This window comes from Clostridium sp. cel8 (genome assembly GCF_014050525.1).
Lineage (GTDB): Bacteria > Bacillota > Clostridia > Clostridiales > Clostridiaceae > Clostridium_B.
In genome coordinates this window covers 164,986-190,907 of record NZ_JACGAG010000004.1, presented here as the reverse complement: position 1 = coordinate 190,907, position 25,922 = coordinate 164,986, and the positions used below count along the sequence as shown (strand labels likewise).

At 29.8% G+C, this 25,922-nt stretch carries 19 protein-coding genes; 3 read left to right on the top strand and 16 right to left on the bottom strand.

The genetic code is table 11. The features are described 5' to 3' along the window. Positions 1 to 5 precede the first annotated feature (5 nt). Together H2684_RS05825 and H2684_RS05820 are read right to left on the bottom strand one after the other, a co-directional pair. On the bottom strand, positions 6 to 785 hold the full coding sequence (locus tag H2684_RS05825) for a short-chain-enoyl-CoA hydratase (protein ID WP_182088469.1): 780 nt from the start codon (positions 783 to 785) through the stop codon (positions 6 to 8). A gap of 168 nt (positions 786 to 953) precedes the next feature. Beyond that, positions 954 to 1,589, bottom strand: a complete 636-nt coding sequence (locus H2684_RS05820) for a redox-sensing transcriptional repressor Rex (RefSeq protein WP_182088468.1) — start codon at positions 1,587 to 1,589, stop codon at positions 954 to 956. Between the two features lie 264 nt (positions 1,590 to 1,853). On the opposite strand from H2684_RS05820, the gene H2684_RS05815 reads away from it, so the two are divergent. Beyond that, positions 1,854 to 3,773 carry an ABC-F family ATP-binding cassette domain-containing protein gene (locus H2684_RS05815; protein WP_182088467.1) on the top strand — a complete coding sequence of 640 codons (1,920 nt, stop codon included), beginning with the start codon at positions 1,854 to 1,856 and terminating at the stop codon, positions 3,771 to 3,773. A gap of 60 nt (positions 3,774 to 3,833) precedes the next feature. Here H2684_RS05815 and H2684_RS05810 read toward each other — a convergent pair whose 3' ends face one another. From H2684_RS05810 to H2684_RS05800, 3 genes are read right to left on the bottom strand one after another with little or no spacing between them, the layout of a single operon-like run. Then, positions 3,834 to 4,124, bottom strand: a complete 291-nt coding sequence (locus H2684_RS05810; RefSeq protein WP_182088466.1) for a thiamine-binding protein — start codon at positions 4,122 to 4,124, stop codon at positions 3,834 to 3,836. Between the two features lie 15 nt (positions 4,125 to 4,139). Continuing rightward, the gene (locus tag H2684_RS05805; protein ID WP_182088465.1) at positions 4,140 to 4,916 is read right to left on the bottom strand and encodes a LytTR family DNA-binding domain-containing protein; all 777 of its coding nucleotides are present in this window, start codon (positions 4,914 to 4,916) and stop codon (positions 4,140 to 4,142) included. Further along, entirely contained in the window at positions 4,913 to 6,613 is a 1,701-nt protein-coding gene (locus tag H2684_RS05800; RefSeq protein WP_182088464.1) for a LytS/YhcK type 5TM receptor domain-containing protein, read from the bottom strand. Before H2684_RS05800 ends, H2684_RS05805 begins: the two co-directional genes overlap by 4 nt. 283 nt (positions 6,614 to 6,896) lie before the next feature. Between H2684_RS05800 and H2684_RS05795 the strand changes: the two genes are divergently transcribed. Then, positions 6,897 to 8,687 (top strand): carbon starvation protein A, encoded by a 1,791-nt coding sequence (locus tag H2684_RS05795; protein ID WP_182088463.1) that lies wholly within the window; start codon positions 6,897 to 6,899, stop codon positions 8,685 to 8,687. Between the two features lie 40 nt (positions 8,688 to 8,727). Here the strand turns inward: H2684_RS05795 and H2684_RS05790 are convergent, their stop codons facing one another. The 4 genes from H2684_RS05790 to tsaD form a co-directional block, all read right to left on the bottom strand. Further along, a complete protein-coding gene (locus tag H2684_RS05790; RefSeq protein WP_182088462.1) occupies positions 8,728 to 11,649 on the bottom strand; it encodes an insulinase family protein in 2,922 nt (973 codons plus the stop codon). 21 nt (positions 11,650 to 11,670) lie between these two features. Continuing rightward, positions 11,671 to 12,525 (bottom strand): patatin family protein, encoded by an 855-nt coding sequence (locus H2684_RS05785; protein WP_182088461.1) that lies wholly within the window; start codon positions 12,523 to 12,525, stop codon positions 11,671 to 11,673. 143 nt (positions 12,526 to 12,668) lie between these two features. Beyond that, a complete protein-coding gene (locus H2684_RS05780; protein ID WP_182088514.1) occupies positions 12,669 to 16,103 on the bottom strand; it encodes a pyruvate carboxylase in 3,435 nt (1,144 codons plus the stop codon). Positions 16,104 to 16,378: 275 nt separating this feature from the next. Then, the gene (gene tsaD / locus H2684_RS05775; protein WP_182088460.1) at positions 16,379 to 17,404 is read right to left on the bottom strand and encodes a tRNA (adenosine(37)-N6)-threonylcarbamoyltransferase complex transferase subunit TsaD; all 1,026 of its coding nucleotides are present in this window, start codon (positions 17,402 to 17,404) and stop codon (positions 16,379 to 16,381) included. Between the two features lie 186 nt (positions 17,405 to 17,590). On the opposite strand from tsaD, the gene H2684_RS05770 reads away from it, so the two are divergent. After that, positions 17,591 to 18,232 (top strand): RusA family crossover junction endodeoxyribonuclease, encoded by a 642-nt coding sequence (locus H2684_RS05770; RefSeq protein WP_182088459.1) that lies wholly within the window; start codon positions 17,591 to 17,593, stop codon positions 18,230 to 18,232. 10 nt (positions 18,233 to 18,242) lie between these two features. On the opposite strand, the gene H2684_RS05765 is transcribed toward H2684_RS05770, so the two are convergent. The 7 genes from H2684_RS05765 to H2684_RS05735 form a co-directional block, all read right to left on the bottom strand. Beyond that, positions 18,243 to 18,845: a DUF1836 domain-containing protein gene (locus H2684_RS05765; RefSeq protein ID WP_182088458.1), complete on the bottom strand. Its 603-nt coding sequence runs from the start codon at positions 18,843 to 18,845 to the stop codon at positions 18,243 to 18,245. Positions 18,846 to 19,010: 165 nt separating this feature from the next. Continuing rightward, positions 19,011 to 19,400 carry a DUF1667 domain-containing protein gene (locus tag H2684_RS05760; RefSeq protein WP_182088457.1) on the bottom strand — a complete coding sequence of 130 codons (390 nt, stop codon included), beginning with the start codon at positions 19,398 to 19,400 and terminating at the stop codon, positions 19,011 to 19,013. Positions 19,401 to 19,404: 4 nt separating this feature from the next. Continuing rightward, entirely contained in the window at positions 19,405 to 20,664 is a 1,260-nt protein-coding gene (locus H2684_RS05755; RefSeq protein ID WP_182088456.1) for an FAD-dependent oxidoreductase, read from the bottom strand. Positions 20,665 to 20,723: 59 nt separating this feature from the next. Continuing rightward, the gene (locus H2684_RS05750; protein WP_182088455.1) at positions 20,724 to 22,160 is read right to left on the bottom strand and encodes an NAD(P)/FAD-dependent oxidoreductase; all 1,437 of its coding nucleotides are present in this window, start codon (positions 22,158 to 22,160) and stop codon (positions 20,724 to 20,726) included. A gap of 232 nt (positions 22,161 to 22,392) precedes the next feature. Continuing rightward, the gene (locus H2684_RS05745) at positions 22,393 to 23,256 is read right to left on the bottom strand and encodes a bifunctional 5,10-methylenetetrahydrofolate dehydrogenase/5,10-methenyltetrahydrofolate cyclohydrolase (RefSeq protein ID WP_182088454.1); all 864 of its coding nucleotides are present in this window, start codon (positions 23,254 to 23,256) and stop codon (positions 22,393 to 22,395) included. A gap of 51 nt (positions 23,257 to 23,307) precedes the next feature. Next, positions 23,308 to 23,940, bottom strand: coding sequence for a cyclodeaminase/cyclohydrolase family protein (locus H2684_RS05740; protein ID WP_182088453.1), 633 nt, complete (start codon positions 23,938 to 23,940; stop codon positions 23,308 to 23,310). A 27-nt stretch (positions 23,941 to 23,967) separates the two neighbouring features. Beyond that, positions 23,968 to 25,644, bottom strand: a complete 1,677-nt coding sequence (locus H2684_RS05735) for a formate--tetrahydrofolate ligase (protein ID WP_182088452.1) — start codon at positions 25,642 to 25,644, stop codon at positions 23,968 to 23,970. Positions 25,645 to 25,922 lie beyond the last annotated feature (278 nt).

The window sequence follows — 25,922 nt, the reverse complement described above, 5'->3', positions numbered from 1 at the left end:
TTACTTTATTTATTTTTAAAGGATTTCTCCCTTTTTTCAAGAAATGCGCTCATTCCTTCTTTTTGATCTTCTGTAGCAAAACACTGTCCAAATACTTCTGATTCATATGCAATACCAGTATCTATATCTGTCTGTATTCCTCTATTTATAGCTGCCTTACACAATCTAACGGCTATTGGAGCATTGGCAATTATCTGATTAGCCATTGCTTTTGCTTCATCCATAAGTTTTTCTGGCTCTACTACTTTATTTACCAATCCTATTCTAAGAGCTTCATCTGCTTTTATAATTTTTGCAGTATATATAAGTTCTTTTGCCATTCCAAGTCCAACTAATCTAGTAAGTCTTTGAGTTCCACCAAATCCTGGAGTAATTCCAAGACCAGATTCTGGTTGTCCAAACTTAGCCTTTGATGAAGCTATTCTTATATCACAAGCCATAGATATTTCACAGCCTCCACCTAATGCAAAGCCATTTACAGCTGCAATTACAGGTTTCTCTAAATTTTCAAGTTTTCTAAATACCTTATTACCTAAAATTCCAAATTTCCTTCCTTGATCAGCATTTAGATCTTTCATTTCAGATATATCTGCTCCAGCGACAAAAGCTTTTCCTGAACCTGTAAGTATTACTGCAAATATATCTTCATCAGTAGCAATTTTATCGATTACACAATCGATTTCAGTCAAAGTTTCCGTGTTAAGTGCATTTAAGGCTTTAGGCCTATTAATTGTGATTAGGGCTATTTTCCCTTCTTTTTCAAATATAACATTTTTTAAATCCATACTTAACCTCCCTGACAACCTATACTTGTTATATTTTTTAACAAATTATTGTTAATAATATAACAAGTTTAATTATAATAACAAGCGAAGTAATAACTTCAGATATTATTATATACTACATAAGAGTACATTTCAACAAAAATAATAAATTAAATTAATATTTTTAATTTATCTATTATTATCATTTAATAGGCAGGTAAGTGTCAACAGACTATCACTTAGATGAACATTTTCAACTTTTACATTTTCTGGGACTATTAAGTCAACAGGTGCAAAATTCCATATACCTTTTACTCCATTTCCCACTAAAACATCACATACCTTTTGTGCATTATTGCTTGGTACACATATTATACCTATATCTATGTGATTTTGTTGAAGATATCCATTTAAATAATCAATATCTTTTATTTCTATATCTCTAATTTTAATACCTATTAGTTTAGGGTTTATATCAAAAATACATTGCAATTCAAATCCTAATTTTCTAAAACTAGTATAATTTGCTACTGCTTGACCTATATTACCAGCACCTATTATTACGGTCTTATACTTTTTGCTAAGGCCGAGTATATTTCTTATCTGATTATACAATTCATTTACATTGTATCCGTATCCCTGCTGTCCAAAATCTCCAAAACAATTCAAATCTTGTCTTATTTGAGAAGCTGTAAATCCTATAGTTTCACTTAATTCCTTTGAAGATATTCTGTCGATGTCATTTCTCATAAGATCACCCAAGTATCTATGATATTTAGGAAGTCTTTTTATAACTGCCATCGATATATTTTTTTTCTTATCCATAAAGCACCCCTTATTCTTATATTAAATCACTATTAATTGTTATGTAATACATTAATATATAAAAAAATTATATCATTTTAATATATCTTTCTATTTAATAGTATTATTTATGGGTATATAATGTCAATAGTCTACTACACTAATTTTACAAGTTTTATCTATTTTTATAATAATTATTACTGTAGATATAAGAATTTATTAAAAAACACTACAAAACTCTCAATATAAATAGTAAAATATAGAGGTTAAGGATGGTGCTTTACTATGATAATTTTAAGTTGTAAAAACATTCATAAAAGTTACGGAATAGATACTATATTGAATAATGTAACATTTAACATAAACGAAGGAGAAAAAGTAGGACTAATAGGTCCAAATGGTGCAGGGAAATCAACCTTATTTAAAATACTCACAGGTAAATTAGATTATGATAGTGGAGATCTATTTATAGATAAATCTAAAACTTTAGGATATCTTGCACAACATCTGTCCTTGGAATCATCAAATACAATATATGATGAAATGCTCTTAGTTTTTAAGGATCTAACTGATTTAGAAAACAAACTAGCTAAATTGGAAAATTTAATGGATAAACCCTATGATAAAAATAATGAAGATTATCAAAATAAACTTATAAATGACTACACAACATATTCTGAATTATACATAAATAGAGGTGGATACACTTACAAAGCAGAAATAAATAGAGTACTCAAAGGACTTGGTTTTTTTGAAGATGATTTTGATAAAAAAATAGAAGTTTTAAGCGGAGGGCAAAAGACAAGGGTTGCATTGTGTAAACTGCTTTTGACAAAACCAGATATACTACTACTAGATGAGCCTACAAATCATCTCGATCTAGAGGCCATAGAATGGCTTGAAGATTACCTTAAAAACTATAAGGGAACAGTAATACTTATATCTCATGACAGATATTTTCTAGATTCCGTAACTTCTATAACTATGGAACTTATAAACGGTCACATAAACTTGTATAAAGGAAACTACACTAAATTTATTAAATTAAAAGAAAAAGATTATGAAGCACAACTTAAAGCTTATAATATTCAACAAGCTGAAATAAAAAGGCAAGAGGCAATAATAGAAAAATATAGATCTTTTAATAGGGAAAAAAGCATAAAAGCTGCAGAAAGTCGTCAAAAAATGTTAGATAAAATCAAAAGAATAAATGCACCAGACAAACCTCCTAGGTTAAAAAATGTTAGCTTTAAGCCTCAAGTAAAAAGTGGAAATGATGTGCTTCATTTAGAAAATCTAAGTAAAAGTTTTAACGGTCAAAAATTATTTTCAAATGTAACTTTTGACATAAAAAGAGGTGAAAATATAGCCCTAATAGGGAAAAATGGAAGAGGGAAAACTACACTTTTTAGAATTATAATGAATGAATTAAAAGATTATGATGGAATTTGCTCTCTTGGAATGAATGTATTTATTGGTTATTATGATCAGGAACAGTCAAATCTAAATCTAAATAAAACGGTCCTAGATGAAGTGTGGGACGATTTTCCTGATCTTACAACTACAGAAATAAGAAATGCGCTAGCCGCTTTTTTGTTTACAGGTGATGATGTTTTCAGAACAATTTCTTCTTTAAGTGGTGGCGAAAAATGTCGTATAAATCTGTTAAAACTAATATTATCTAAATCAAATTTTTTACTTCTTGATGAACCTACAAATCATCTCGATATTATGTCACGAGAAGCTCTTGAAAAGGCACTTTTAAATTATGATGGAACAGTACTTTTAATATCTCATGATAGATACTTTCTAAATAAGGTAGTTGATAAAATATACGAACTTGAAGAAACTGGTGTTAAGGAATATTTAGGCAATTATAATTATTATATAGAAAAAAAGAAAAATCCTTTAAGATTTGATGATATAAATAAAAAACAAACTAAAGGAAAAACTAAAACTCAAATTGCCAATGAAAAGAAAAAGAAACGAAAAATGCAAAAGGCAAAAAGAGAAAAAGAACTAAAACTTAAAAACATGGAAGAAAAGATATCAGACCTTGAAACCAAATCTTCTGAACTTGAAAAAAAACTTTGTATGAAAGAAGTATACTCTGATCCTGAAAAAAGCGAAAAAGTAAATAAAGATTTACTTAAAATAAAATCAAAACTAGATAGACTCTATGAAGAGTGGGAAAATTATATATAAAAATAGAAATATCTGCATTTTACTTTACTCAAATGCAGATATTTTTTCATGTTATTAAATTTAATTTCTATACTTATGCACCTTTTCATCCATTGTGATACCAGTAGGCTTATAGTCAATTTTCACTACAGATGCAACTCTTTTTGCTCCATTATCAACACATATCTTCTGTGCATGAGAAACTATTTTTAAAAGTTCGTCTAATTCTCCTTCCATAGTAGTTTCCATTGGCCCAACTTCATATTTGACTCCACAGGAATCTATATATTCTATGACTTTATCTACAACTTCGTACAAATCTTCCTCCTTAACAACAGGTAATACTTGTAAACTTACATTTGCAATTGACATAAACTCATCCTCCATTTATATTTTAAGATACTTTTTTAGCTTTTTTACATTATTTCGGCTTATTGGAATTTCAGAATTTTCCTTATCATTCATTACTAATTTATAAGTTCCATTAAACCATGAGTATATTTCTTTTATATTGTCCATATTTACAAGATAACTTCTATGTGTTCTAAAAAAATTGGTCTTCTCCTCTATTTGATAAAGGGAATACCCTATAGAGTAGGTTTCATGTAATGTCTTCACATATGTTTTCTCATTTTTTGTAAAACAAAAAAATATATCTTTTATGTCTATCAATACTATTCTACCATTTTTTTCGCAAGGAATCTTCTTAATTAATTTCTTTTCTTTATCAATCTTATTTATTATTTCATTTAACATTTCTGGAACTAACACACTTTCTTTTGATTTTTGCTTCCACTTTTCAATTAATCTTTTTACACTAATCTCAATTCTCTTCTCATTAAAAGGTTTTAGTACATAATCAAGTGCATATAATTTAAATGCTTCTACTGCATATTCTTCATAGGCTGTTACAAATATTATATCTATATATTCATCAAATTCCTTAATTTCCTTGGCAAGTTCTATACCATTTTTAATTGGCATATTTATATCTAAAAATACAGCATCAGGTCTTTTATATTTTACAAATTTAATTCCCTCTTCACCATTTGACGCAATTCCGTCAACTATAATATCTTCATATCGTGATATTATATACTTCAATTCTTCTGCTGCTGGAAACTCATCTTCAACAATAATACAATGTAATCCATCATTATTCATTTAGAATATAGTCCTCCTTCCTCTATAGGTATAGAAAAACTTACTTTCGTGCCCTTATTCGGTAATGTTTCTATATTTATTTTATAATTTTCACCATACAATAATTTTAATCGCTCATTGACATTTTTAAGTCCCATGCTTGTACAATTATTAATTAAATTTTTTAATATTTTTTTATCCATTCCAACACCATTATCTTCTACTGAAAAAATAAGCTCATCTCTACTCTTTTCATAATTTCTATACAAATCAACTTTTAAAAAAATAGTACCTCCTTCTGCTTTTGGAAGTATTCCATGATTTACAGCATTTTCAACAATAGGTTGAAGTATGAATACAGGCATATTGATATTCATTAAAGATTTAGGTATATCTATGACTAATTTCAATCTATTCCCAAACCTAGCTTTTTCTATAGAAATATATGACTTTATAAATTCGATTTCATATTTAAGAGGTAAAAAATCTTCTTGATTTTTTAAAGTCTGTCTAAAATAATTTGATAAGTCCACTATAAGTCCTCTGGCCTTTAAAGGATTTGTTCTACAAAGAGATGCAATAGTATTTAAAGTATTAAATAGAAAATGTGGTTTTATTTGTGCTCTAAGTACCTGAAATTTAGCTGTAGATAATTCTTCTGCCATCTTATTTAATTTATAAAGTTCTATCTGATTTGATAGCAAACTACATAATTCCTCAATAAATTGCTTAAAATAAATATTTAATTGTTTTTTTGACTTTATTCCAAATCCAAGCATTCCTTCAAAATCAGAATTGCTTATATTAAAAGGTATAAAAATAAAAACTAATTTTTTTCTTTTATGTGAAATTTCTATAATCCTATATCCAGGATTGTCATAGTAATCACTTAATTTTTTATCAACTTCATCTTTATTTAATTCCTTTCCTGAATAAGCAAGTATCCTATGTTTATCTCCAATAAATACACCTTCTATATCTGACATTTCATATATTATCTTTGATACCTTCTTTGCAGTTTCAACGTTAAGTCCTTTTCGCATATAATTAACTGTCTTTTGTGCAATATTAAGCACTTTTTGTGCCTGTATAGCTCCAATTATATTATATGATTCCCTTTCATTTTTTATTATATTTACAAAAATTGCTGCACCAAATGAATTTATTAGTATCATCGGAAGAGCTATAATGTTCACAAGTTTATATGCAATACTAAAAGGTCTTGAAATTAAAAGTATTATTCCCATTTGAATTATCTCAGCTACAACTGTACCAATAAATATGTGTTTTACATTAAAATCTGAATCATTTGAATACTTTCTTGTAAGAGCACCTATAATGCCCTCAAAAATTGTAGCTAAAGCACATGGGAGTGCAGTAAATCCTCCTAGAAAATATCTATGAAGTCCACTTATAGCTCCAACTCCAATTCCAAGAAAAGATCCTCCTATATATCCAGCTACTACGGCAGCTATTGGTCTTGTATTTGCTATTGCATCATAAAAACCTATATTATTATTATTTATATTATACGGTCTTACATCAACTCCTGTATAATTGCTTAAAATACCTAATAATCCAAAAAACACTATAAGCATTAATTTATCTGAATTTTCTAGTTCATTTTTTATTAATTTTTTAAAAATATTAACTTGACTGTATACATATGCTGCCACAGCTATAAGAGACATACTCTCCAAAAGATGAATATATATCATGTAAAACACTCCCTGAACACACTAAAATATATTAAATTTATAAGTTCATTTTTATCCAATTCATAATTATTGTCAAGTTATATATAATTACCATTATATATAATATTTTGTTAATCAACCCTTATTTTTTACAACTCACCTCCAAATTTTATCACTTCATGGATTTTTAATATTAAAATAAAATTCAAAGTATTAATATATAATATATGAAATCGGTTTAATAAAATTGTTTTCATATGGAATTCTAAATACTATTAAATTATTAAAATAAGGAGGTTTTTATATGAATTCTATAGTCCTAGTTATAATAGGTGCACTTGTATTAGTATTAGGTTATAGGTTTTATGGAGCTTTTATTGCAGCAAAAGTTCTAGTACTTGATGAAACTCGTGAAGTTCCATCAAAGAAGTTAGAAGATGGTCATGACTATGTACCAACTAACAAGTGGGTACTTTTAGGTCATCACTTCGCAGCAATTGCCGGTGCAGGTCCTCTTATTGGTCCTGTTTTAGCAGCACAATTTGGTTACTTACCAGGAGCACTTTGGATTTTAATCGGTGGTGTTTTAGCAGGTGGTGTCCACGATATGGTAATCTTATTTGCTTCTGTAAGACAAAATGGAGAATCCATAGCTGAGATAGCAAGAAAAAATCTTGGTGAGAGAATGGGATTTATTGCATCTATCTCAGTAATATTCATATTAATAATAACTATGGCAGGTCTTGGACTTCCTATTGTAAATTCACTCTATAATAGCCCTTGGGGAACTTTCACTGTAGGTTTTACAATTCCTGTAGCCATTTTAGTAGGTATATATCTAAAATTTTTAAGACCTGGAAAAATAGCAGAAGCTACAATCATAGGAATGGCTCTCATATTGGTCGGTGTTATTGCAGGACCTTACATTCAAAATTCAGCTATTGCTCCATATCTTACATTTAATGCAAAGCAAATGTCACTTATTCTTGCTATTTACGGATTTTGTGCATCAGTACTACCTGTATGGCTTCTTCTACTCCCAAGAGATTATTTAAGCACATATATGAAACTTGGTGTAATAGGACTTCTAGTAATCGGAATAATATTTGTAAGACCAACACTTCAAATGCCTGCAATAACTAAATTTGTAAGTGGAGGTGGCCCTATCGTTCCTGGTAAAGTTATACCATTTGTATTTATAACTATAGCCTGTGGTGCACTTTCAGGTTTTCATGCATTAATTAGTACAGGCACTACACCTAAACTTATAGCAAATGAAAAGGATATACTTCCTATAGGATACGGATCAATGATAATAGAGTCCTTCATAGCTTTAATGGCATTAATTGCCGCAACATGTCTTCCAACTGCTGATTACTTTGCCATAAACTCAGCACCAGCTGCTTTTGCAAAACTAGGAATGATTCCAAAAGAACTTCCAATGTTATCACAACTTGCAGGTGAACAATTAGCAGGAAGACCTGGTGGATCAGTATCTCTTGCAGTTGGTATGTCCTATGTATTTTATAAGCTTCCCGGTATGAAAGGACTTATGTCCTACTGGTATCATTTCTGTATAATGTTTGAAGCTTTATTTATACTTACAACAATAGATTCAGGAACAAGAATAGGTAGATATCTATTTCAGGACTTATTAAGCAAATTTTACAAACCTTTTGAAAGAAGAGATTCTTGGTTCAATATAATATTTTTCAGTTTTATAATGTCATTTTCCTGGGGATACTTATTATATACAGGTAACATATCCACAATTTGGCCGCTATTTGGTGTAGCAAATCAAAGTTTGGCAGCTATATCTTTTGCAATAGGTACATCAGTGCTTATACGAATGGGAAAGAAAAAGTATATACCAATAACAGTAATTCCTATGGCATTTATATCAGTAGTTACCCTTATGGCATCAATTACTAATATATTCTCAAACTATATACCAAATGGTAAAACCTTACTTGTAGTACTTTCTTTCATACTTATGCTTATACTTGTAGTTATACTCTATGAAAGTATAAGACATTGGATCAAAGATCTAAAATCAGGAGATTATGATGAGAAAAATGAAAGTAGCTTAGCCTAATTCAAATTATAAAGTTAAGACTCCAACTGGAGTCTTAATTTTATTTAAATAAGTTTACAGTGCTATTAAATATATTTTTATTATTTAATATCTTCTGTTCATTTCCAAGTACACAAATATAGTTTTCTTTCATTACATCTGAAATAAGTGGAGCAAATTTCTTTATATCATCAACTGTAGTACCTAAAATTTCATCTCTCTCTCTTTGAATGTCTTCATAACTTATGTTAGCAATATAACTTCTAAAAGCTTTATGACCTTCAGCTGAAGGAGAAAGAGGACGATCTACATTAGATATTGTACCTATTATATATTTATTCATTTGTCTTTCATCAGCTTTAAAATTTGCTAAAAATTCTCCTGCCTTATTATATATATTTATAGTTTTATCTAAGTTTGGATCCCTATATGAAGTAAAAAACATATTGCCATTTCTAGAAAATGCAGAGAAACATCCATAAGCTCCGCCTTGAACTCTAACTTCATTCCAGAGATAATCGTAATTTGCTATTGATTTCAGTACCTGTAAACTTCCAGTATATGAATATCCAAGCTTTTTAAAATTATATGCTTTTGCTACATATTGAACTTTTCCAGAAGTCATAAGTCCTTCATTTTTGGCTTCCAATTTAAAATCATATTTTTTATGATCTAAAACTTCATCATTCAACTCAGAACATATCTCTTTTATTATTCCTTTAAATTCAGGATAATCTTCTTTTTCACAGGTAGTTCCAACAATTAGATTATTTTTATTGAATATAAGAGAAGCAGCCTCCTTCAAAGAATTACTTATCTCTTCTTTACAACTTTCAAAATTCTCTTCAAGTTTACATATGAAATTATAGAATTCAACTCCATTTAACATATCATCATATCTACCTGTATTCGAGAAATATGACATAACACGATTTGCAACTACAAGATGACCCATATCAAACATAGTCATTTCTATTCTAGATTTTATCTCACGAATTATTTCCCTTATTCTCTTATACTCATCGAATTTACTGTGATTTACTATTTCGTTTATTAATTTTGAAAGTTTTTTTGCATTTTCTTTTAATACTTTTGACTTAACTATAAACTTAGGATAAAACACATCTGCATCTTCATTTTTAGAAATAGATTCACCGCTAAAGTTTATTCCTCCTGTATATATGTTTATATTCTTTGACAAATCTTCGTAATTATAATTATCAGTACTTACCTTTCCTAAAACATTTGAAAGAAGGGATACATATGGTATTAGCTCTTCTTTTACAGTACTTGAGTCGAAATATAAATCTAAATAAATAACTCCATTTGTGAATACAGGATGCAATAAAGTTTTTACACCATACTCATTGTTTTCAACTAAATCCAATTTTTTTGACTTTTTATTTATATCAGATATTGAAAGAAGAGGTATTTTCTCTAAATCTTCCTTTTTATCCTCAGCCTGCTGTCTTTGTTTTAAACTTATTGTGTCATTTACTATTTTATCTAACTCTTTATCTGAAAGTTCATTTTTAAAATGAGAAAGTTTATTTCTTGTAATTTCATCTTTTTTCTCCTGAAGTGCTTTTTCAGGTTTTACTACAATAAGTGAGCTATGGTTATTATTCAATATATATTTACTTATAAGTCTTTCAAAATAATTTTCATTTAAAGCAGTTTTTATCTTTTTAAGATTTTCTTCATAATTTAAATGAATCCATGGTTTCGCATCATAAAGCCAAGCATCCATAACCTTCATCCCGTAAATGAGCCCTTTTGGATATCCTGCATAATCAGCTTCTCTAAGTCCAAATTCCTTTATATTTATACAAGCTTCTATAAGCTTTTTATCTATTCCGTTATCAACAAGACTTTGCAGTGTATCTTTAACTACTTTCTTAAACTTATCTTTTTCATTTTCGTTTGAATTTTTAACAACTATGCTAAACATAGGTTGCAACATACTTCCTTCAAAAGATCCAAAAACATCTTTTCCTATATTTGAATCTATAAGTGCTTTCTTAAGTGGAGAAGATGGAGTTTCAAGAAGCAAATACTCAAGTATATCAAAGGCCAAATATAGTTCTGAATCGGAAGCTTTTGAAACAGCATAATTTAAACTCAAGAATGTTTTATCTTTATCATCTTCTGAATTTGATATAGGATAATTTATATTCATCTCAGTTGGTTTTTTAAATGGAGCCTCTTCTCTAAGTGTAGAATCTATATTTATAGCATCAAATTCTTTCAAATATTTTTCATCTAAAAATTTAAGTTTTTCCTGTATATCCATATTTCCATACAGATAAATATAACTATTTGAAGGATGATAGTATTTCTTGTGGAAATTTAAGAATTCATCATTTGTAAGAGTTGGAATAACATCTGGATCTCCACCAGACTCTACTGCATATTGTGTACTAGGATAAAGCGATTCTGAAATTTTTCTAAATAATATAGACTCTGGAGATGAAAATGCACCTTTCATTTCATTGTATACAACACCTTTATAGTTTATTTCACTATCTTTTCTTTCCATTTCATAATGCCATCCTTCTTGCATCATGATTTCAGGATATTTATATATATTAGGATAAAATACTGCATCTAAATATACATCCATAAGATTTTCAAAATCTTTATCATTCACACTTGCAACAGGATACATAGTTTTATCTGGAAATGTAAATGCATTTAAGAAAGTATTAAGTGATCCTTTAACAAGTTCAACAAATGGTTCCTTTACTGGAAACTTCCTAGATCCGCATAGCACAGAATGTTCAAGTATATGTGGTATACCCTTGCTATTTTCAGGAGGTGTCCTGAAGCTTATAGCAAATACTTTGTTATCATCATCATTTTTCAAGAAAAACAATCTTGCACCACTTTTTTCATGCTTAAAAATCATTGCTTCAGATTTTAATTCATCTATATTCTTACTTTCAATAAATTTAAAACCATTGTAAACTTCTCCTATATCCATTTAAATTCTCCCTTCATATTTTTAGTTGGATTCAATCCATTTTTTAAGATTTTCATAACAATTTTTCGCATCTCTATAGCCCTGTTCATAAAGTTCATTAAGTTTTTTCTTATCTTTTTCTATCCTCTTAACTTTCATAGTTTCTAAAGGACGTATTACAAACGCCTTTCCCTCTCTTTCAAGTTTTTCAATATATTTTATGGTATCATTATACTTTCTATAACGATTTATCATTGAATCAATCAAACCTTTATGAGAACTATATACTTTCTTTACTAAGAATTTCATCTTTAAAGGTTTTTTTAAATATCCTTTATTTCTAGTAAGTACAATTACATTTTTATTATTCCCATCTTCTATAGATTTTTTCACTGGTATTGGATCTGATATTCCCCCATCAAGTAAATTAATTCCTTTATACTTTACAATAGGTGACACAAAAGGTAAACTACTAGATGCCTTAATTACGTCAAGTATTTCATCTTGACACTCACTTTTTTCAAAATAAACAGGCTTTCCACTATCACAATCTGTAGTTACTATTATAAATCTTTCCTTTGCTTTATTAAATGTTTCCGTATCAAACAACTCAATCTTATTTGGAATTTCATCAAAGACAAAATCTGAACCAAATATCCCCTTTTTTTTAATCCAGTTTTTAATGCTCAAATATCTTGGATCATCAATATAATTTATATTTACTCTTTTAGTTCTTCCTTTTTGTCTGGAAATATATGATGCCGCATTACAAGCTCCCATAGAAACTCCTATAACATATGGAAAGTATAGATTTTTATGCATAAAAAAATCCAGAACTCCTGTTGTATAAAGTCCTCTCATTCCTCCACCTTCTAAGACTAATCCTATATTTTCCACTTTATGAAAACCTCCTGCAAAATTTCAAATTATAAATATTCTAACACAACTAAAAAATTTATTGTAGTAAAATTATTATAATTTTATAGTAAAAATAGGATTTGATACAATATTTTAAAATTATACCAAATCCTACAATATAATTATTTAAGCTTTATTAAAAGCTGTCCTGGTTTTACCTGTTGTTTTTCTTTCACAAATATTTCATCTATAATTCCATCTTTTGAAGCTGTTATATTCGTCTCCATTTTCATAGCTTCTATTACTAAAAGACTTTCGCCTTTCTTAATTTCATCTCCTGGATTTACTAATATCTTAACTATATTTCCAGGAATACTAGCTCCTATTTCATTTTCACTTTCACTATCTGCCATAATAATATCATCATCATAAGAATGTACATTTTCTAAACTTGCTCTATCTTTTATCCTTACATCTCTTCTGTTTCCGTCCACTTCAAATACTACATACCTATACCCTTGTGAATCAACTTTTCCTATTTCAAGAAGTTGAATTATAAGCGTCTTTCCTTCAGCTATATCAATTTCACAGGTTTCACCTTCACGCAGTCCATGGAAAAATATATCACTTCCCATACAACTGAAATCTCCATGTTCTTTCAAATATTTTAAGTAGTCTTCATATACATCAGGATAAAGTGCATAACTAATGACTTCTTTATTTGAAAAATCTCTCTTATATTTTTCCATAAGATATTTTCTTATTTTATCGAAATCAACATCTGGAAGAAATTCTCCTGGTCTCTTGTCAAGAGGCTTTTCACCTTTTAATACAAGTTCTTGTAATCTTTTAGGAAATCCTCCCATAGGTTGCCCCATCATACCCTTAAAATACGCAACTACAGAATCTGGAAAAGTCAAATTTTTCCCTTTTTCATATATATTCTTCTCATCAAGTCCATTTTTAATCATAAATATAGCCATATCTCCAACCATCTTAGAAGAAGGTGTTACCTTTACTATATCTCCTAACATGATATTAACTCTTCTATACATATCTTTTACATCTTCAAATCTATGCCCAATCCCAAAACTCTCAACTTGTGGCTTCAAATTTGAATACTGTCCACCAGGTATTTCATATTTGTATATTTCAGCAGTACCAGTTTTAAGCCCAGATTCAAACTTGCTATATACAGGTCTTACAGCACTCCAGTAATCAGAAATTTTTTGAAGACCATCTTGGTCAAGACCTGTATCCCTTGCTGTATTTTTAAGTGATGCCACTATAGTATTAAGTGATGGTTGGCTTGTAAGTCCAGACATACTACTAAATGCAACATCTGCTATATCAACTCCTGCATGTGCTGCCATAAGTACTGTAGCAACTCCATTCCCAGTTGTATCATGAGTATGAAGATGAATTGGTATTGATATCTCGTTTTTAAGTGCTTTTATAAGTTTTGCTGCTGCATAAGGTTTCAAAAGTGCTGACATATCTTTTATTCCAAGTATATGAGCTCCTGATTTTTCAATATCCTTTGCCAATTTAACATAGTAATCTAAAGTGTACTTATCTCTATTTGTGTCAAGTATATCACCTGTATAGCACATACATGCCTCAGCTATTTTACCTTGGTTTAACACCTCATCTATTGCAACTTCCATTCCTTTAAGCCAATTTAAAGAATCAAATATTCTAAATACATCAATTCCCGACTGAGCGGATTCCTTTATGAAAGATCTTATTACATTATCAGGATAATTTTTGTATCCAACTGCATTTGCACCTCTTATAAGCATTTGGAACAATATATTAGGAACTCTCTTTCTAAGTTCTTCAAGCCTTTTCCAAGGAGATTCTTTTAAAAATCTATAGGCTACATCAAAAGTTGCACCGCCCCACATTTCCATGGAAAACAAATCTTTTGCTATTATAGATTCATCTCTGGCTATCTTTATCATATCTTTTGTTCTCATTCTAGTTGCCATAAGGGATTGATGTGCATCTCTCATAGTGGTATCTGTAAGTAATAGCTTGTTTTGCGACTTAATCCACTTTATTAATCCCTCTGGTCCCTCTTCATCTAATATTTGCTTGGTACCTCTTAATTCACCATCAAATTCCACCTTAGGAACTACAGGAACATCAAAATCAACCTTTTCACCATGAGTTTCATTTACAACTTTTTCTCCTATAAAATTCAATATCTTCAATTCAATATCTTGTTTAGGTGATATATCAACTAATTGAGGATTATTAGCTATAAAATTAGTATCACATTTTCCCTTTATAAAATCTTCATGATTCAACACATTTATAAGAAAATCTACATTTGTCTTTACTCCTGCTACAACAGTTTCTTTAACTGACCTTATAGCTTTTCTAACAGCATCTTCAAAACTTCTCGACCATGAAATTGTCTTTACAAGTAGACTGTCATAATAAGGACTTATTATAGCTCCTGTAAATCCATTTCCACCATCAAGCCTTATACCAAAACCAGAACCTGTCATATATTTATCTATTCTTCCTGTATCAGGTGCGAAATTATTTGCTGGATCCTCTGTTGTAATTCTACATTGTATTGCATATCCTCTTGGTTGTATTTCCTCTTGAGATTTAATTCCTATTTCTTTTGAATCAAGACTGTAACCTTCAGCTATAAGTATCTGGCTCTGGACTATATCTATTCCTGTAACCATCTCAGTTATAGTATGTTCAACTTGAATTCTAGGATTCATTTCTATAAAATAGTGATTACCTTGTTTATCTACTAAAAATTCTAAAGTTCCTGCACTTCTATAATTTACTAATCTAGCTATTTTAAGTGCATCATTACATATATCATCTCTAAGACTTTGTGGAAGTGCAAAAGCAGGTGTAAACTCTATAACTTTCTGGTGTCTTCTTTGTATAGAACAATCTCTTTCATGTAGGTGAACTATATTTCCATATTTATCTCCAAGTATCTGAACTTCTATATGTTTTGGACTATCTATATACTTTTCAATAAACATTTCATCTGATCCAAAAGCTTTTAAAGACTCACTTCTTGCATTTCTATATGCTTCTAAAAGATCTTCTTCCTTTTCTATTATTCGCATTCCTCTTCCGCCGCCACCATCAGCTGCCTTTATCATAACTGGATACCCACAATATCTTGCATACTTTATTGCTTCACTTTCAGATTTTATAGGTTTTTTTACTCCAGGAATAGTATTTACTCCTGCTTTTTCTGCAAATATTTTAGAAGTTATTTTATCCCCAAGTTTTTGCATCATATCAGCTGTAGGACCTATAAATTCTATACCTACATCTTCACACTTCTTTGCAAATTCATGATTTTCTGAAAGGAAACCATATCCAGGATGTATTGCATCTACTCCCTTTTTTAGAGCTATATTTATTATTTCATCAATATTTAAATATGCATCTACTGGTCCTTTATTTTTTCCTATTAAATAAGCCTCATCAGCCTTTGTTCTAAATAGTGACCTTTTATCTTCATCGGAATAAATAGCTACAGTTCTTATGCCAAGCTCATTACAAGCTCTAAACACTCTGATTGCAATTTCTCCTCTGTTTGCCACAAGAACCCTCTTAAATTTTTTTATCAAATTAAAACAACCCCCTTATGTAAAAAACGATAAATATTATTAATTTATCAAACAATTACAAGCAATTTTTAGACATAATTTTTTAGACATAATATTATTATATATAAGCATTAAAATTATTTCAATTGAATATATAATTTTTTATACTTGCAATTATTATACAAAGTATCATCATTATATATATTGTAAATTTATTAATGCATCCTATTTTCATAAATTTATCCATATCCAATCCATATGACAAATCACATGAAATGAATTTTTTAATTAGACTATCTTTCACCAAGTTTTAAATTTGGTATAGCATTTAAATCCATTCCTGAAAATATTCCTTTTTTATATTCAAAATATGCAGCACTTCCAATCATAGCTGCATTATCAGTGCATAGTACAAAATCTGGAAACAATACATCTATTCCATTCTTACTACATTCAGAAATTAAATTTTCCCTTAAATATGTATTTGCAGCTACCCCACCAGCTACAGCTATTTTATCTACATTTTTTAGTTTACATGCCTTCAAAGAATTATCAATTAAAAAACTTATTACAGCTTTCTGAAATGAGGCTGCTACATCCGCCCTATTTATAGATTCATCTTTCATCTTCTTCTGATTTAAATAATTCAATACGGAAGACTTAAGTCCACTAAAGGAAAAATCAAGGGATTTATTGTCATGAAAATTTGCCCTTGGAAATTTAATGGCATTCTCATTGCCTTCTCTTGCAATTTTATCTATCTTAGGCCCTCCTGGATATCCAAGACCTATTGCCCTGGCAACTTTATCATAAGCCTCACCTGCAGCATCATCTCTTGTACTTCCCATTACTTCAAAACTTCCATGATCTTTCATATATACAAGATAAGTATGTCCTCCAGAAACTACAAGACACACAAATGGTGGATTCAAATTTTTATACTGTATAAAATTTGCACTTATGTGTCCCTCTATGTGATTTACTCCAATTAAAGGCTTATCTATAGCATATGCAAGGCCTTTTGCGTATTGAAGTCCTACAAGAAGTGCTCCTACAAGTCCTGGTCCATATGTAACTCCTATTGCATCTATATCATTTAAATCAACATTTGCTTCATTTAAAGCCTTATCAACTACAATACCTATAGCTTCTATATGTTTTCTTGAAGCTATTTCCGGAACAACTCCTCCAAATTTAGTATGTACATCTATTTGAGAAGATATTATATTTGAAAGGACTTCTCTTCCATTTACAACAACTGCTGCAGAAGTTTCATCACAGCTACTTTCAATTGCAAGTATTTTTATATCTTTTCCCATACTTTTACATTCTCCATTTCAACAATTATTTTATAATGAACTTTTTAATATATACTATTCTAGTATTAGTCCTTATAAAATACAACCCAATATATGAGAAGTATATTTTCAAAAAATTCATATTAAATTTTCTTAGTAATTTCTATATGTTATAATATTATATAATAATCAATCGAGGAGAATACAATGGATAAAACATATGCTAAAGTAATAATTGATGGTTCACCTATATCTAAATCAAATTTCAAATTATTTAATATAAATGGAAGAGCTATTCTCCCATACAATTCTGGCAAATATCACGATAGATATGCATTGTACGAAGAAAAAATAGCCTATGAAGCAAGATGTCAAAATCCTGGAATTATCTTATCAGAATCTTTGATTGCAGTACTTAAGGTATACTATAAAAGTTGTAAAAGGCATCCTGATACAAACAACATAACAAAAAGTATATTTGATGGCATTGAAAAAAGTGGTCTTATAGTAAATGATGCTCAAATAAGACGATTAATTATTGAAGAATTCTACGATAAGGACAATCCTAGATTTGAGTTAGAATTATTTGGAGAAAGTCAATATTTTATAGATTACAATGTAATAAAAAGAGAAAATCGTGAAAAGCCAATTACATATTCACCTCCTCCAAATAAAAAAAGAGCTCCAAATTTTCTATCAAAAAATAAAAGTATACCTATAAAAAATAAAACATCAAATTCCACATTAAAATGTGAAATTTGCGGAAAAACCGTAAGCCATAAAGATGCAATTAGTGGAAACAATGGTAAAACTATAATATGTAAGAACTGTTTTAACAAATTATTCTAATTTAAGCCTATTAAAAGAACTCATCAATTATTTTCTCTGCCATTCTCTTTTCTATATTTGCCTTTACAATTAAAGTAATTACAGTTACAACTAAGTTTCTTATATCTTCATCATTATTTGAATTTTCGTCATCCTTTAAACTTTCCTTATAATCCTGTTTTACAGATATATCTTTCCTATGGTCATAAAAATTTTTAACAAATTCATCTATCTGCCTTTTTTCTATTTTTAAAAAACTATTATAGATATATTCAAGATCCTCATCTCTATTTTCTCCTGAATTAATTGATTTCACTATAGGTAAAAACAACCTTTGAATATCACTTATAGATAATATATGTTTTAAATAATAAATAAGTATAATCAATATCATATGCTGCTTAGAATATTTCTTTTTATTTGGAGGCATTAATATTCCTGCTTTAGTATAATTATTAATCATAGTCTTTGTAATTGCAGTATCTTTTTCATTTCTCTTTAAATATCCTAATTTTTCATCAATAAATGTAGTAACCTGATCCATATACAAATCTATATCAGGTATACTATAATATTTCAGTTGCTCAAATGATGAGAGTTCTTCAAGCAATTTTTTTAGTTTGCTACTGTCCATATTACATTCCCCTTTTAAATTCAAACGTTTAAGTTAAAGCATCTATAATTATAAACAATATTATACATCAATTCAAATAAAAATAGCCAATACAGTGTACCGGCTATTTTAAAAATCTAACTTATATATAATCAAATGTAAAAGCTAATAATATATATTGGATATTTAAGCAGTCTTATTATTCTTTTTTTCTTTTCTTTCTATTTTTCTTGTAGCAATTATATTAACACCTGTACCTAATATATTTTCTACAACTACATCCCCAATATTTATAGGTGCTTCTACAACTACACCTTTTAATGCCTTTATACAGTCAAATATTTTTCCCTTAGGAATATCTTTTTCAGTTTTAACTGGAACAACATCTATTTCACCATTTTTAACATATACTGAAGATGTAACTATCCTTGTAGGATTTGTACATTCTTTTTGTGCATATATTTCACCTTTTTTACAGGTGTTACCTGTAACTTCTATAACCTTATCTCCATCTAATTTAACTAGAAGCTGGCATCCCATAGGGCAACCTATACAAGTTAATTCTCTGTTTTCCATATTATTATTCCTCCTCAACCTTTATAGTTATACTCTTGCAATTTGGATGTTTGTCAAATTGAGTTTTCAAAAGTTTTGCAGTTTCCATTTCACCAGGTGTAAGTATTCTCTTTTTAAGATGCACTTCTCTAGTATCATCAAAATAAACGGATATATAGCTATCTTTATAAACTTGACCAACTCTAAATCTTACATCTAAAAATTTCTCTACATTCTCTGGATTAATATACTTTGGAACAGTATATCTAACTCCATCAGTTGCTATAACTTCTATTTTATCTCCAACAAATCTTTTTCCATTTACAAATTCAGCTGCACTTTTTCCTGCATTTACACTCTCTAAAGTTACATTATCAACTAAATCATGAACATGAAGTACATTTCCACAGGCAAATATACCTTCTGCATTAGTTTCAAGACTTTCATCAACTAATGGACCACCTGTAACGTTTGAAAGATTTATATCTGCTTTTCTCGACAATTCATTTTCAGGAAGAAGTCCTACTGAAAGTAAAATTGTATCACAAGATATATACTCTTCAGTTGACTTAATTGGTTTTCTATCACTTCCTACTTCAGCAATAGTTACACCCTCAACTCTGTCTTTTCCTTTTATATTAGTAATAGTGTGACTTAATTTCAGTGGTATTCCAAAGTCATCTAAACACTGAACAATATTTCTTTTAAGGCCACTTGAATAAGGCATAAGCTCTACTACAGCTTTAACTTTTGCTCCTTCTAGTGTCATCCTCCTTGCCATTATAAGGCCTATATCTCCAGAACCAAGTATTACTACTTCTTTACCAGGCATATATCCTTCAACATTTACAAATTTTTGTGCAGCTCCTGCTGTATATATACCAGCACATCTACTTCCAGGTATATTTATAGCTCCTCTTGGTCTTTCTCTACATCCCATAGCAAGTATAATTGCACTAGCTTGAATTTCAATTATTCCATCTTCTTCATTTACAGCTGTTATCTTTCTATCTTTACTTAAATCTAACACCATTGTATTTAATTTATATGGTATCTCCATCTCTTTTACTTTATCTATAAATCTCTGAGCATATTCTGGGCCTGTTAATTCTTCTTTAAAAGTGTGAAGTCCAAAACCATTATGAATGCACTGATTCAATATTCCACCTAATTGATTATCTCTTTCTAATATCAATATATCATCTATTCCATTTTCTCGTGCGGAGATAGCAGCTGCAAGGCCTGCAGGGCCTCCACCAATTATAACTATATCATGCTTTTCCATATTTCTAACCTCCAACTATTCTAAATTATATTCAAAAACAGGATTTTTTAATTAAATAATTAAATATCTTCTTTATCTTTTCCAACCAATATATTCGAGTGATTACCAAATTTAGTTACCTCTTCAGGTGATATTCCAAGTTCTCTTGATATTATTTCAACTACCTTAGGTGAACAGAATCCAGATTGACATCTTCCCATTCCTGCTCTAGTTCTTCTCTTAACTCCATCTAAAGTTTTTGCTCCAAGAGTTCTATTTATGGAATTTACTATTTCTCCTTCTGTAACAGTTTCACATCTACATACTATTCTTCCATACCTTTTATCACTTGCTATAAGTTTTTTCCTTTCCTCATTGTTCATCTCTCTAAATTTAGGTATTCCTTTTCTTATAGGATTAAATTTTTCATCTTTTTCCGGATTCAATATTTCAACTACTATATTTTTTACCATCTCTCCTATAGCTGGTGCACTTGAAAGTCCAGGTGACTCTATACCTGCAGCATTTATGAAACCTTTTGCATCTTCTGCCTCACCTATTATAAAATCTCCTGCAGTACTATGAGCTCTAAGTCCTGAAAATGACGTTATAACTTGCCTCATAGGAATTTGTTTTATGCTAAGACTTGCTTTTTTAGTTACAAAATCCAATCCTTCACTTGTAGTTGTTACATCAGTTTTATCCTCAATATCTTCTGCATTAGGTCCTACAAGCAAATTTCCATCTACTGTTGGAGTAACAAGTACTCCTTTACCCATTTTAGTTGGAAGCTGGAATATAGTTCTTGAAACCATATTTCCTACAGCCTTATCAAATAAACAATATTGTCCTTTTCTTGGAATTATATGAATTTTATTTGAACTTACCATATTATTTATTACATCTGCAAATACACCTGCAGCATTTATAACTAATTTAGTTTCTATTTCATCTTTATCAGTCTTTATTTTGTATATATCATCGCATTTTTTTACAGAAACAACTCTGCTATTAAATCTAAATTCAACTCCATTGTCTGCTGCATTTTCAGCTAATGCTATAGTCATTTCATAAGGACAGACAATGCCACTAGTTGGTGCATAAAGTGCAGCTACTACATTATCTGATAAATTTGGCTCCATTTTTCTTGCCTCATTACCACTTATTATTTGAAGATTTGGCACTCCATTTTTTTCGCCTTGTTCTTTTAACTTGTCCAAATTTTCTAATTCGTTTTCATTAAAGCATAATACAAAGGATCCTATTCTCTTAAATGGAAAATCCAGCTCCTTAGAAAGATTATCAAACATAGTATTTCCTTTTACATTCAATTCAGCTTTAAGCGTGTTAGGTTTTGCATCAAATCCAGCGTGGACTATAGCACTATTTGCTTTACTTGTTCCATTTGCCACATCTGAATCTGCTTCAAGTACACATATATTCAATTTATACCTTGATAGTTCCCTTGCAATTACACTTCCAACAACCCCACTACCTATAATTGTTACATCAAACATTGAATATGCCTCCTCTTATTTTATATACTGAATTTAGAATATTAATACATACAATTTATATACTAATATACACACTATATTCAGTTATTAAGTCAATAAAAAAAGCCAATTTTAAGGTATAAAAATACACCTTAAAATTGGCTCTCATAAACTCTGCCAAATTTTATTTTTTAATTACAGTTTTTTATTACAATAAAAGTTTAACACAAATCTAATAAATATTCAAGTCTTATTAAAATCCATTAAAGTTATTTTGAAATTTACATGCTTTTATAAGTTGCTGTGCAAGTATTGATGTAGTAACTGATCCAACTCCACCTGGCACAGGTGTTATCATTTCGCAACTTTTCATGCAATCTTCTGTATCAACATCTCCACATAAATTTCCACTTTCGTCAGTATTTATTCCAACATCTATTATAACAGCACCATCTTTAATATAACTTGAATCTATCATTTTAGCCTTTCCTATGCAAGCTATGACTATATCCGCCTTAGAAACCTCCGATTGTAAATTTTTCGTTTTAGAATGACAAATTGTAATTGTAGCATTTTTATTTAGAAGAAGAAGTGAAAGAGGTTTTCCAACTACCATAGATCTCCCAATTACAACTACTTTTTTTCCTGAAACTTCAATTTTATAGTAGTTTAAAATTGAAATTACGGCTGCAGGAGTACATGGCAAAAATCCAGAAATATCATTCTCCAGTATTTTAGACATATTTATTGGATTAAAACAATCCACATCCTTTTTAGGATCTATTACATATTTTATAGTATTCTCATTTAACTGCTTTGGAAGTGGCCTAAATACCATTATTCCGTTTATACTATCATCTACATTCATCTTCTCTATAGTGGATATAAAGCTCTTTTCACTAATATCTTCAGGTAACTTCTCAACTTGCACATCTATTCCAATACGGCTAAATCTATTTAAAATTCCTCTTTCATAAGAAATAGCATCCTCATTTTCACCAACTCTTACCACTGCAAGCTTGGGATTGATATCTTTTAACTTTAATTTTTTTACTTCACAGATTAAATTATTAGTTATTTCATCTGCTACAGGTTTTCCTTTAATTATCCTTCCCATTTATGTATCTCCTATCTAAAATTCAAATTATATCATTTTACTTTAAAAATTTTACTCTGAAAGTTTTTCCACTACTTTTTTATAAACATCATCAGCTATTTTAAGCGAATCCTTTAATAAAGGATCAATCTCTTCTTTAACTTTGGATACATAGCTCTCATCTTCTATAAGTTTAATATTAATGAGAACATTGAGATATGCACTTGCAACTGATGATTTAAGACATTGAACTCCTACTCCTACATCACTAAGCACAAGCTTTGAGCAAATATCAACTATGGAATTGTGCAAAAGTATAGTATCATAACACTTCCTCATTATCTTAATAGGAACGTTACATGCTGATTTTAAACATTTATCCATAATTTCTTTCTTTTTCTCTTTTTCATCTTCAGTACTACATGGAAGTCCATAGGCTTTTGAAAGTGGTATGAAATTTTCAGCATCCTCATCTACCATATTCAAAAATTCCTCTTTTAGATCTCCTGCACTTTTTAATACCTGGGTCAGTTTTTCCGTATATTGCATATAATTTTTCTTTCCTAGAGTCAAATTACAGACCATGCTTAAAAGAGCAGAACCCATTGCACCATCCAAAGCAGCCGCTCCACCGCCTCCTGGTATTGCTTTTTTAGATGATAACTCCTCTATAAAATCCCTACATGGATTATCTATAATTTTCATACTCTTACCTCCTATATCATAACTATTCTAAAATAGTCCACTTATTACTCCATTTTCATCAACATCTATTTTTTCTGCAGAAGGTACCTTTGGAAGCCCTGGCATTTTCATTATTGAACCTGTCATTGCAACTAAAAAACCAGCTCCTGCAGATATTGACACCTGTCTTACTGTAATTGTAAAATCAGTTGGTCTTCCAAGCTTTGTCTGATCATCTGTCAGTGAATACTGAGTTTTTGCTATACATACAGGTATATTTGTAAATCCTAATTTTTCTAAATTATTTATCTCTTTATCCGCTTCTTTAGTAAAGTTTACATCTTTTGCACCATATATCCTTCTTGCTATTGTTCTTATCTTATCTCTAATAGAAAGATCCAAGCTATAGGCAAATTCAAAGTTATTTTCTTCCTCATCTATAATTCTAAGAACTTCTTTTGCAAGTTCTATTCCACCTTCTCCACCTTTTTCCCAAACTTCAGATAGCTTTACATTTACTCCAAGCTTTTTACATTCAGTTTCTACTAGCTTAAGTTCAGCTTCAGTATCTGTAGGGAACTTATTAAGGGCAACTACTGCTGGCAATTTAAACACTTTTGTTATATTTTCAACATGTTTAAGTAAATTTGGTATTCCTGCCTTTAGAGCTTCTAAATTTTCCTCTCCAAGATTTGATTTTTCCACACCACCATTGTATTTAAGGGCTCTAACAGTAGCTACTATAACTACAGCATCAGGCTTCAATCCAGCCATTCTACATTTTATATCTAAGAATTTCTCAGCTCCAAGATCAGCACCAAAACCTGCCTCAGTTACAGCATAATCTCCAAAGTGTCTTGCCATTTTAGTTGCCATTATTGAATTACATCCATGTGCAATATTTGCAAAAGGTCCTCCATGAATAAATGCAGGTGTACCTTCAAGAGTCTGAACTAAATTCGGCTTAAGAGCATCTTTTAAAAGTGCTGCCATAGCACCTTCTGCTTTTAAATCATGGGCTGTTACAGGTTCTCCACTTCTATTATATCCTATGATTATTTTTGAGATTCTTTCTTTAAGATCTTTTATATTTTTTGCGAGGCAAAATATAGCCATAATCTCAGATGCAACTGTTATATCAAATCCATCTTCTCTTGGAGTTCCATTTACCTTACCACCCAGTCCATCTACTATAAATCTAAGCTGTCTATCATTCATATCAACACATCTTCTCCAAGTTATTCTCTTTGGATCTATATCAAGAGAGTTACCATGTTGAATATGGTTATCTATCATGGCAGCAAGCAAATTATTAGCTGATGTAAGCGCATGTATATCTCCTGTAAAGTGAAGATTTATGTCTTCCATAGGAACAACTTGCGCATATCCACCACCAGCTGCACCACCTTTTATTCCAAATACAGGTCCCATTGAAGGTTCTCTAAGTGCAACAACAGTTGATTTTCCAAGCTTTGAAAGTGCATCTGCAAGTCCTATAGAAGTTGTGGTCTTCCCCTCTCCTGCAGGAGTAGGATTTATAGCAGTACACAATATTAATTTTCCCTCTTTACCAGAAGTTTTTTTCAAAACATTATAATCTATCTTCGCTTTATATTTTCCATATAGTTCTACATTTTCTTCTGGTATATTCAATTTTTTTGCAATATCAGTTATATTCTGCATATGGCATTGCTGAGCTATCTCTATATCTGACTTTAGATTCATTATATTCCCTCCATAATAATTTAATAAATATATAATCTTATAGTTTATTTTGTCATTGTGAACTACCACACCCACAAGTGGATGTTTCTTCTTTGTAAGAAGTTTGTATTTATTCTCACCTCCTTGCATAGTTACATATGTTTATTTTAACATAATATTTTTTTGTTATAACTAGTGAAAATATTGAAAGGGGTAGTGGGTTATGGAGTAAAGGTTATTATAAAGTTTGTATAGTTAAAAGAGTAGGACATTTAATCCTACTCTTTTAAAGTCCTTAC

Coding starts and splice junctions, on each gene's coding strand:
- H2684_RS05825 (WP_182088469.1), bottom strand. CDS start 785: ATGGATTTAAAAAATGTTATATTTGAAAAAGAAGGGAAAATAGCCCTA.
- H2684_RS05820 (WP_182088468.1), bottom strand. CDS start 1,589: ATGGATAAGAAAAAAAATATATCGATGGCAGTTATAAAAAGACTTCCT.
- H2684_RS05815 (WP_182088467.1), top strand. CDS start 1,854: ATGATAATTTTAAGTTGTAAAAACATTCATAAAAGTTACGGAATAGAT.
- H2684_RS05810 (WP_182088466.1), bottom strand. CDS start 4,124: ATGTCAATTGCAAATGTAAGTTTACAAGTATTACCTGTTGTTAAGGAG.
- H2684_RS05805 (WP_182088465.1), bottom strand. CDS start 4,916: ATGAATAATGATGGATTACATTGTATTATTGTTGAAGATGAGTTTCCA.
- H2684_RS05800 (WP_182088464.1), bottom strand. CDS start 6,613: ATGATATATATTCATCTTTTGGAGAGTATGTCTCTTATAGCTGTGGCA.
- H2684_RS05795 (WP_182088463.1), top strand. CDS start 6,897: ATGAATTCTATAGTCCTAGTTATAATAGGTGCACTTGTATTAGTATTA.
- H2684_RS05790 (WP_182088462.1), bottom strand. CDS start 11,649: ATGGATATAGGAGAAGTTTACAATGGTTTTAAATTTATTGAAAGTAAG.
- tsaD (WP_182088460.1), bottom strand. CDS start 17,404: ATGGGAAAAGATATAAAAATACTTGCAATTGAAAGTAGCTGTGATGAA.
- H2684_RS05770 (WP_182088459.1), top strand. CDS start 17,591: ATGGATAAAACATATGCTAAAGTAATAATTGATGGTTCACCTATATCT.
- H2684_RS05765 (WP_182088458.1), bottom strand. CDS start 18,845: ATGGACAGTAGCAAACTAAAAAAATTGCTTGAAGAACTCTCATCATTT.
- H2684_RS05760 (WP_182088457.1), bottom strand. CDS start 19,400: ATGGAAAACAGAGAATTAACTTGTATAGGTTGCCCTATGGGATGCCAG.
- H2684_RS05755 (WP_182088456.1), bottom strand. CDS start 20,664: ATGGAAAAGCATGATATAGTTATAATTGGTGGAGGCCCTGCAGGCCTT.
- H2684_RS05750 (WP_182088455.1), bottom strand. CDS start 22,160: ATGTTTGATGTAACAATTATAGGTAGTGGGGTTGTTGGAAGTGTAATT.
- H2684_RS05745 (WP_182088454.1), bottom strand. CDS start 23,256: ATGGGAAGGATAATTAAAGGAAAACCTGTAGCAGATGAAATAACTAAT.
- H2684_RS05740 (WP_182088453.1), bottom strand. CDS start 23,940: ATGAAAATTATAGATAATCCATGTAGGGATTTTATAGAGGAGTTATCA.
- H2684_RS05735 (WP_182088452.1), bottom strand. CDS start 25,644: ATGAATCTAAAGTCAGATATAGAGATAGCTCAGCAATGCCATATGCAG.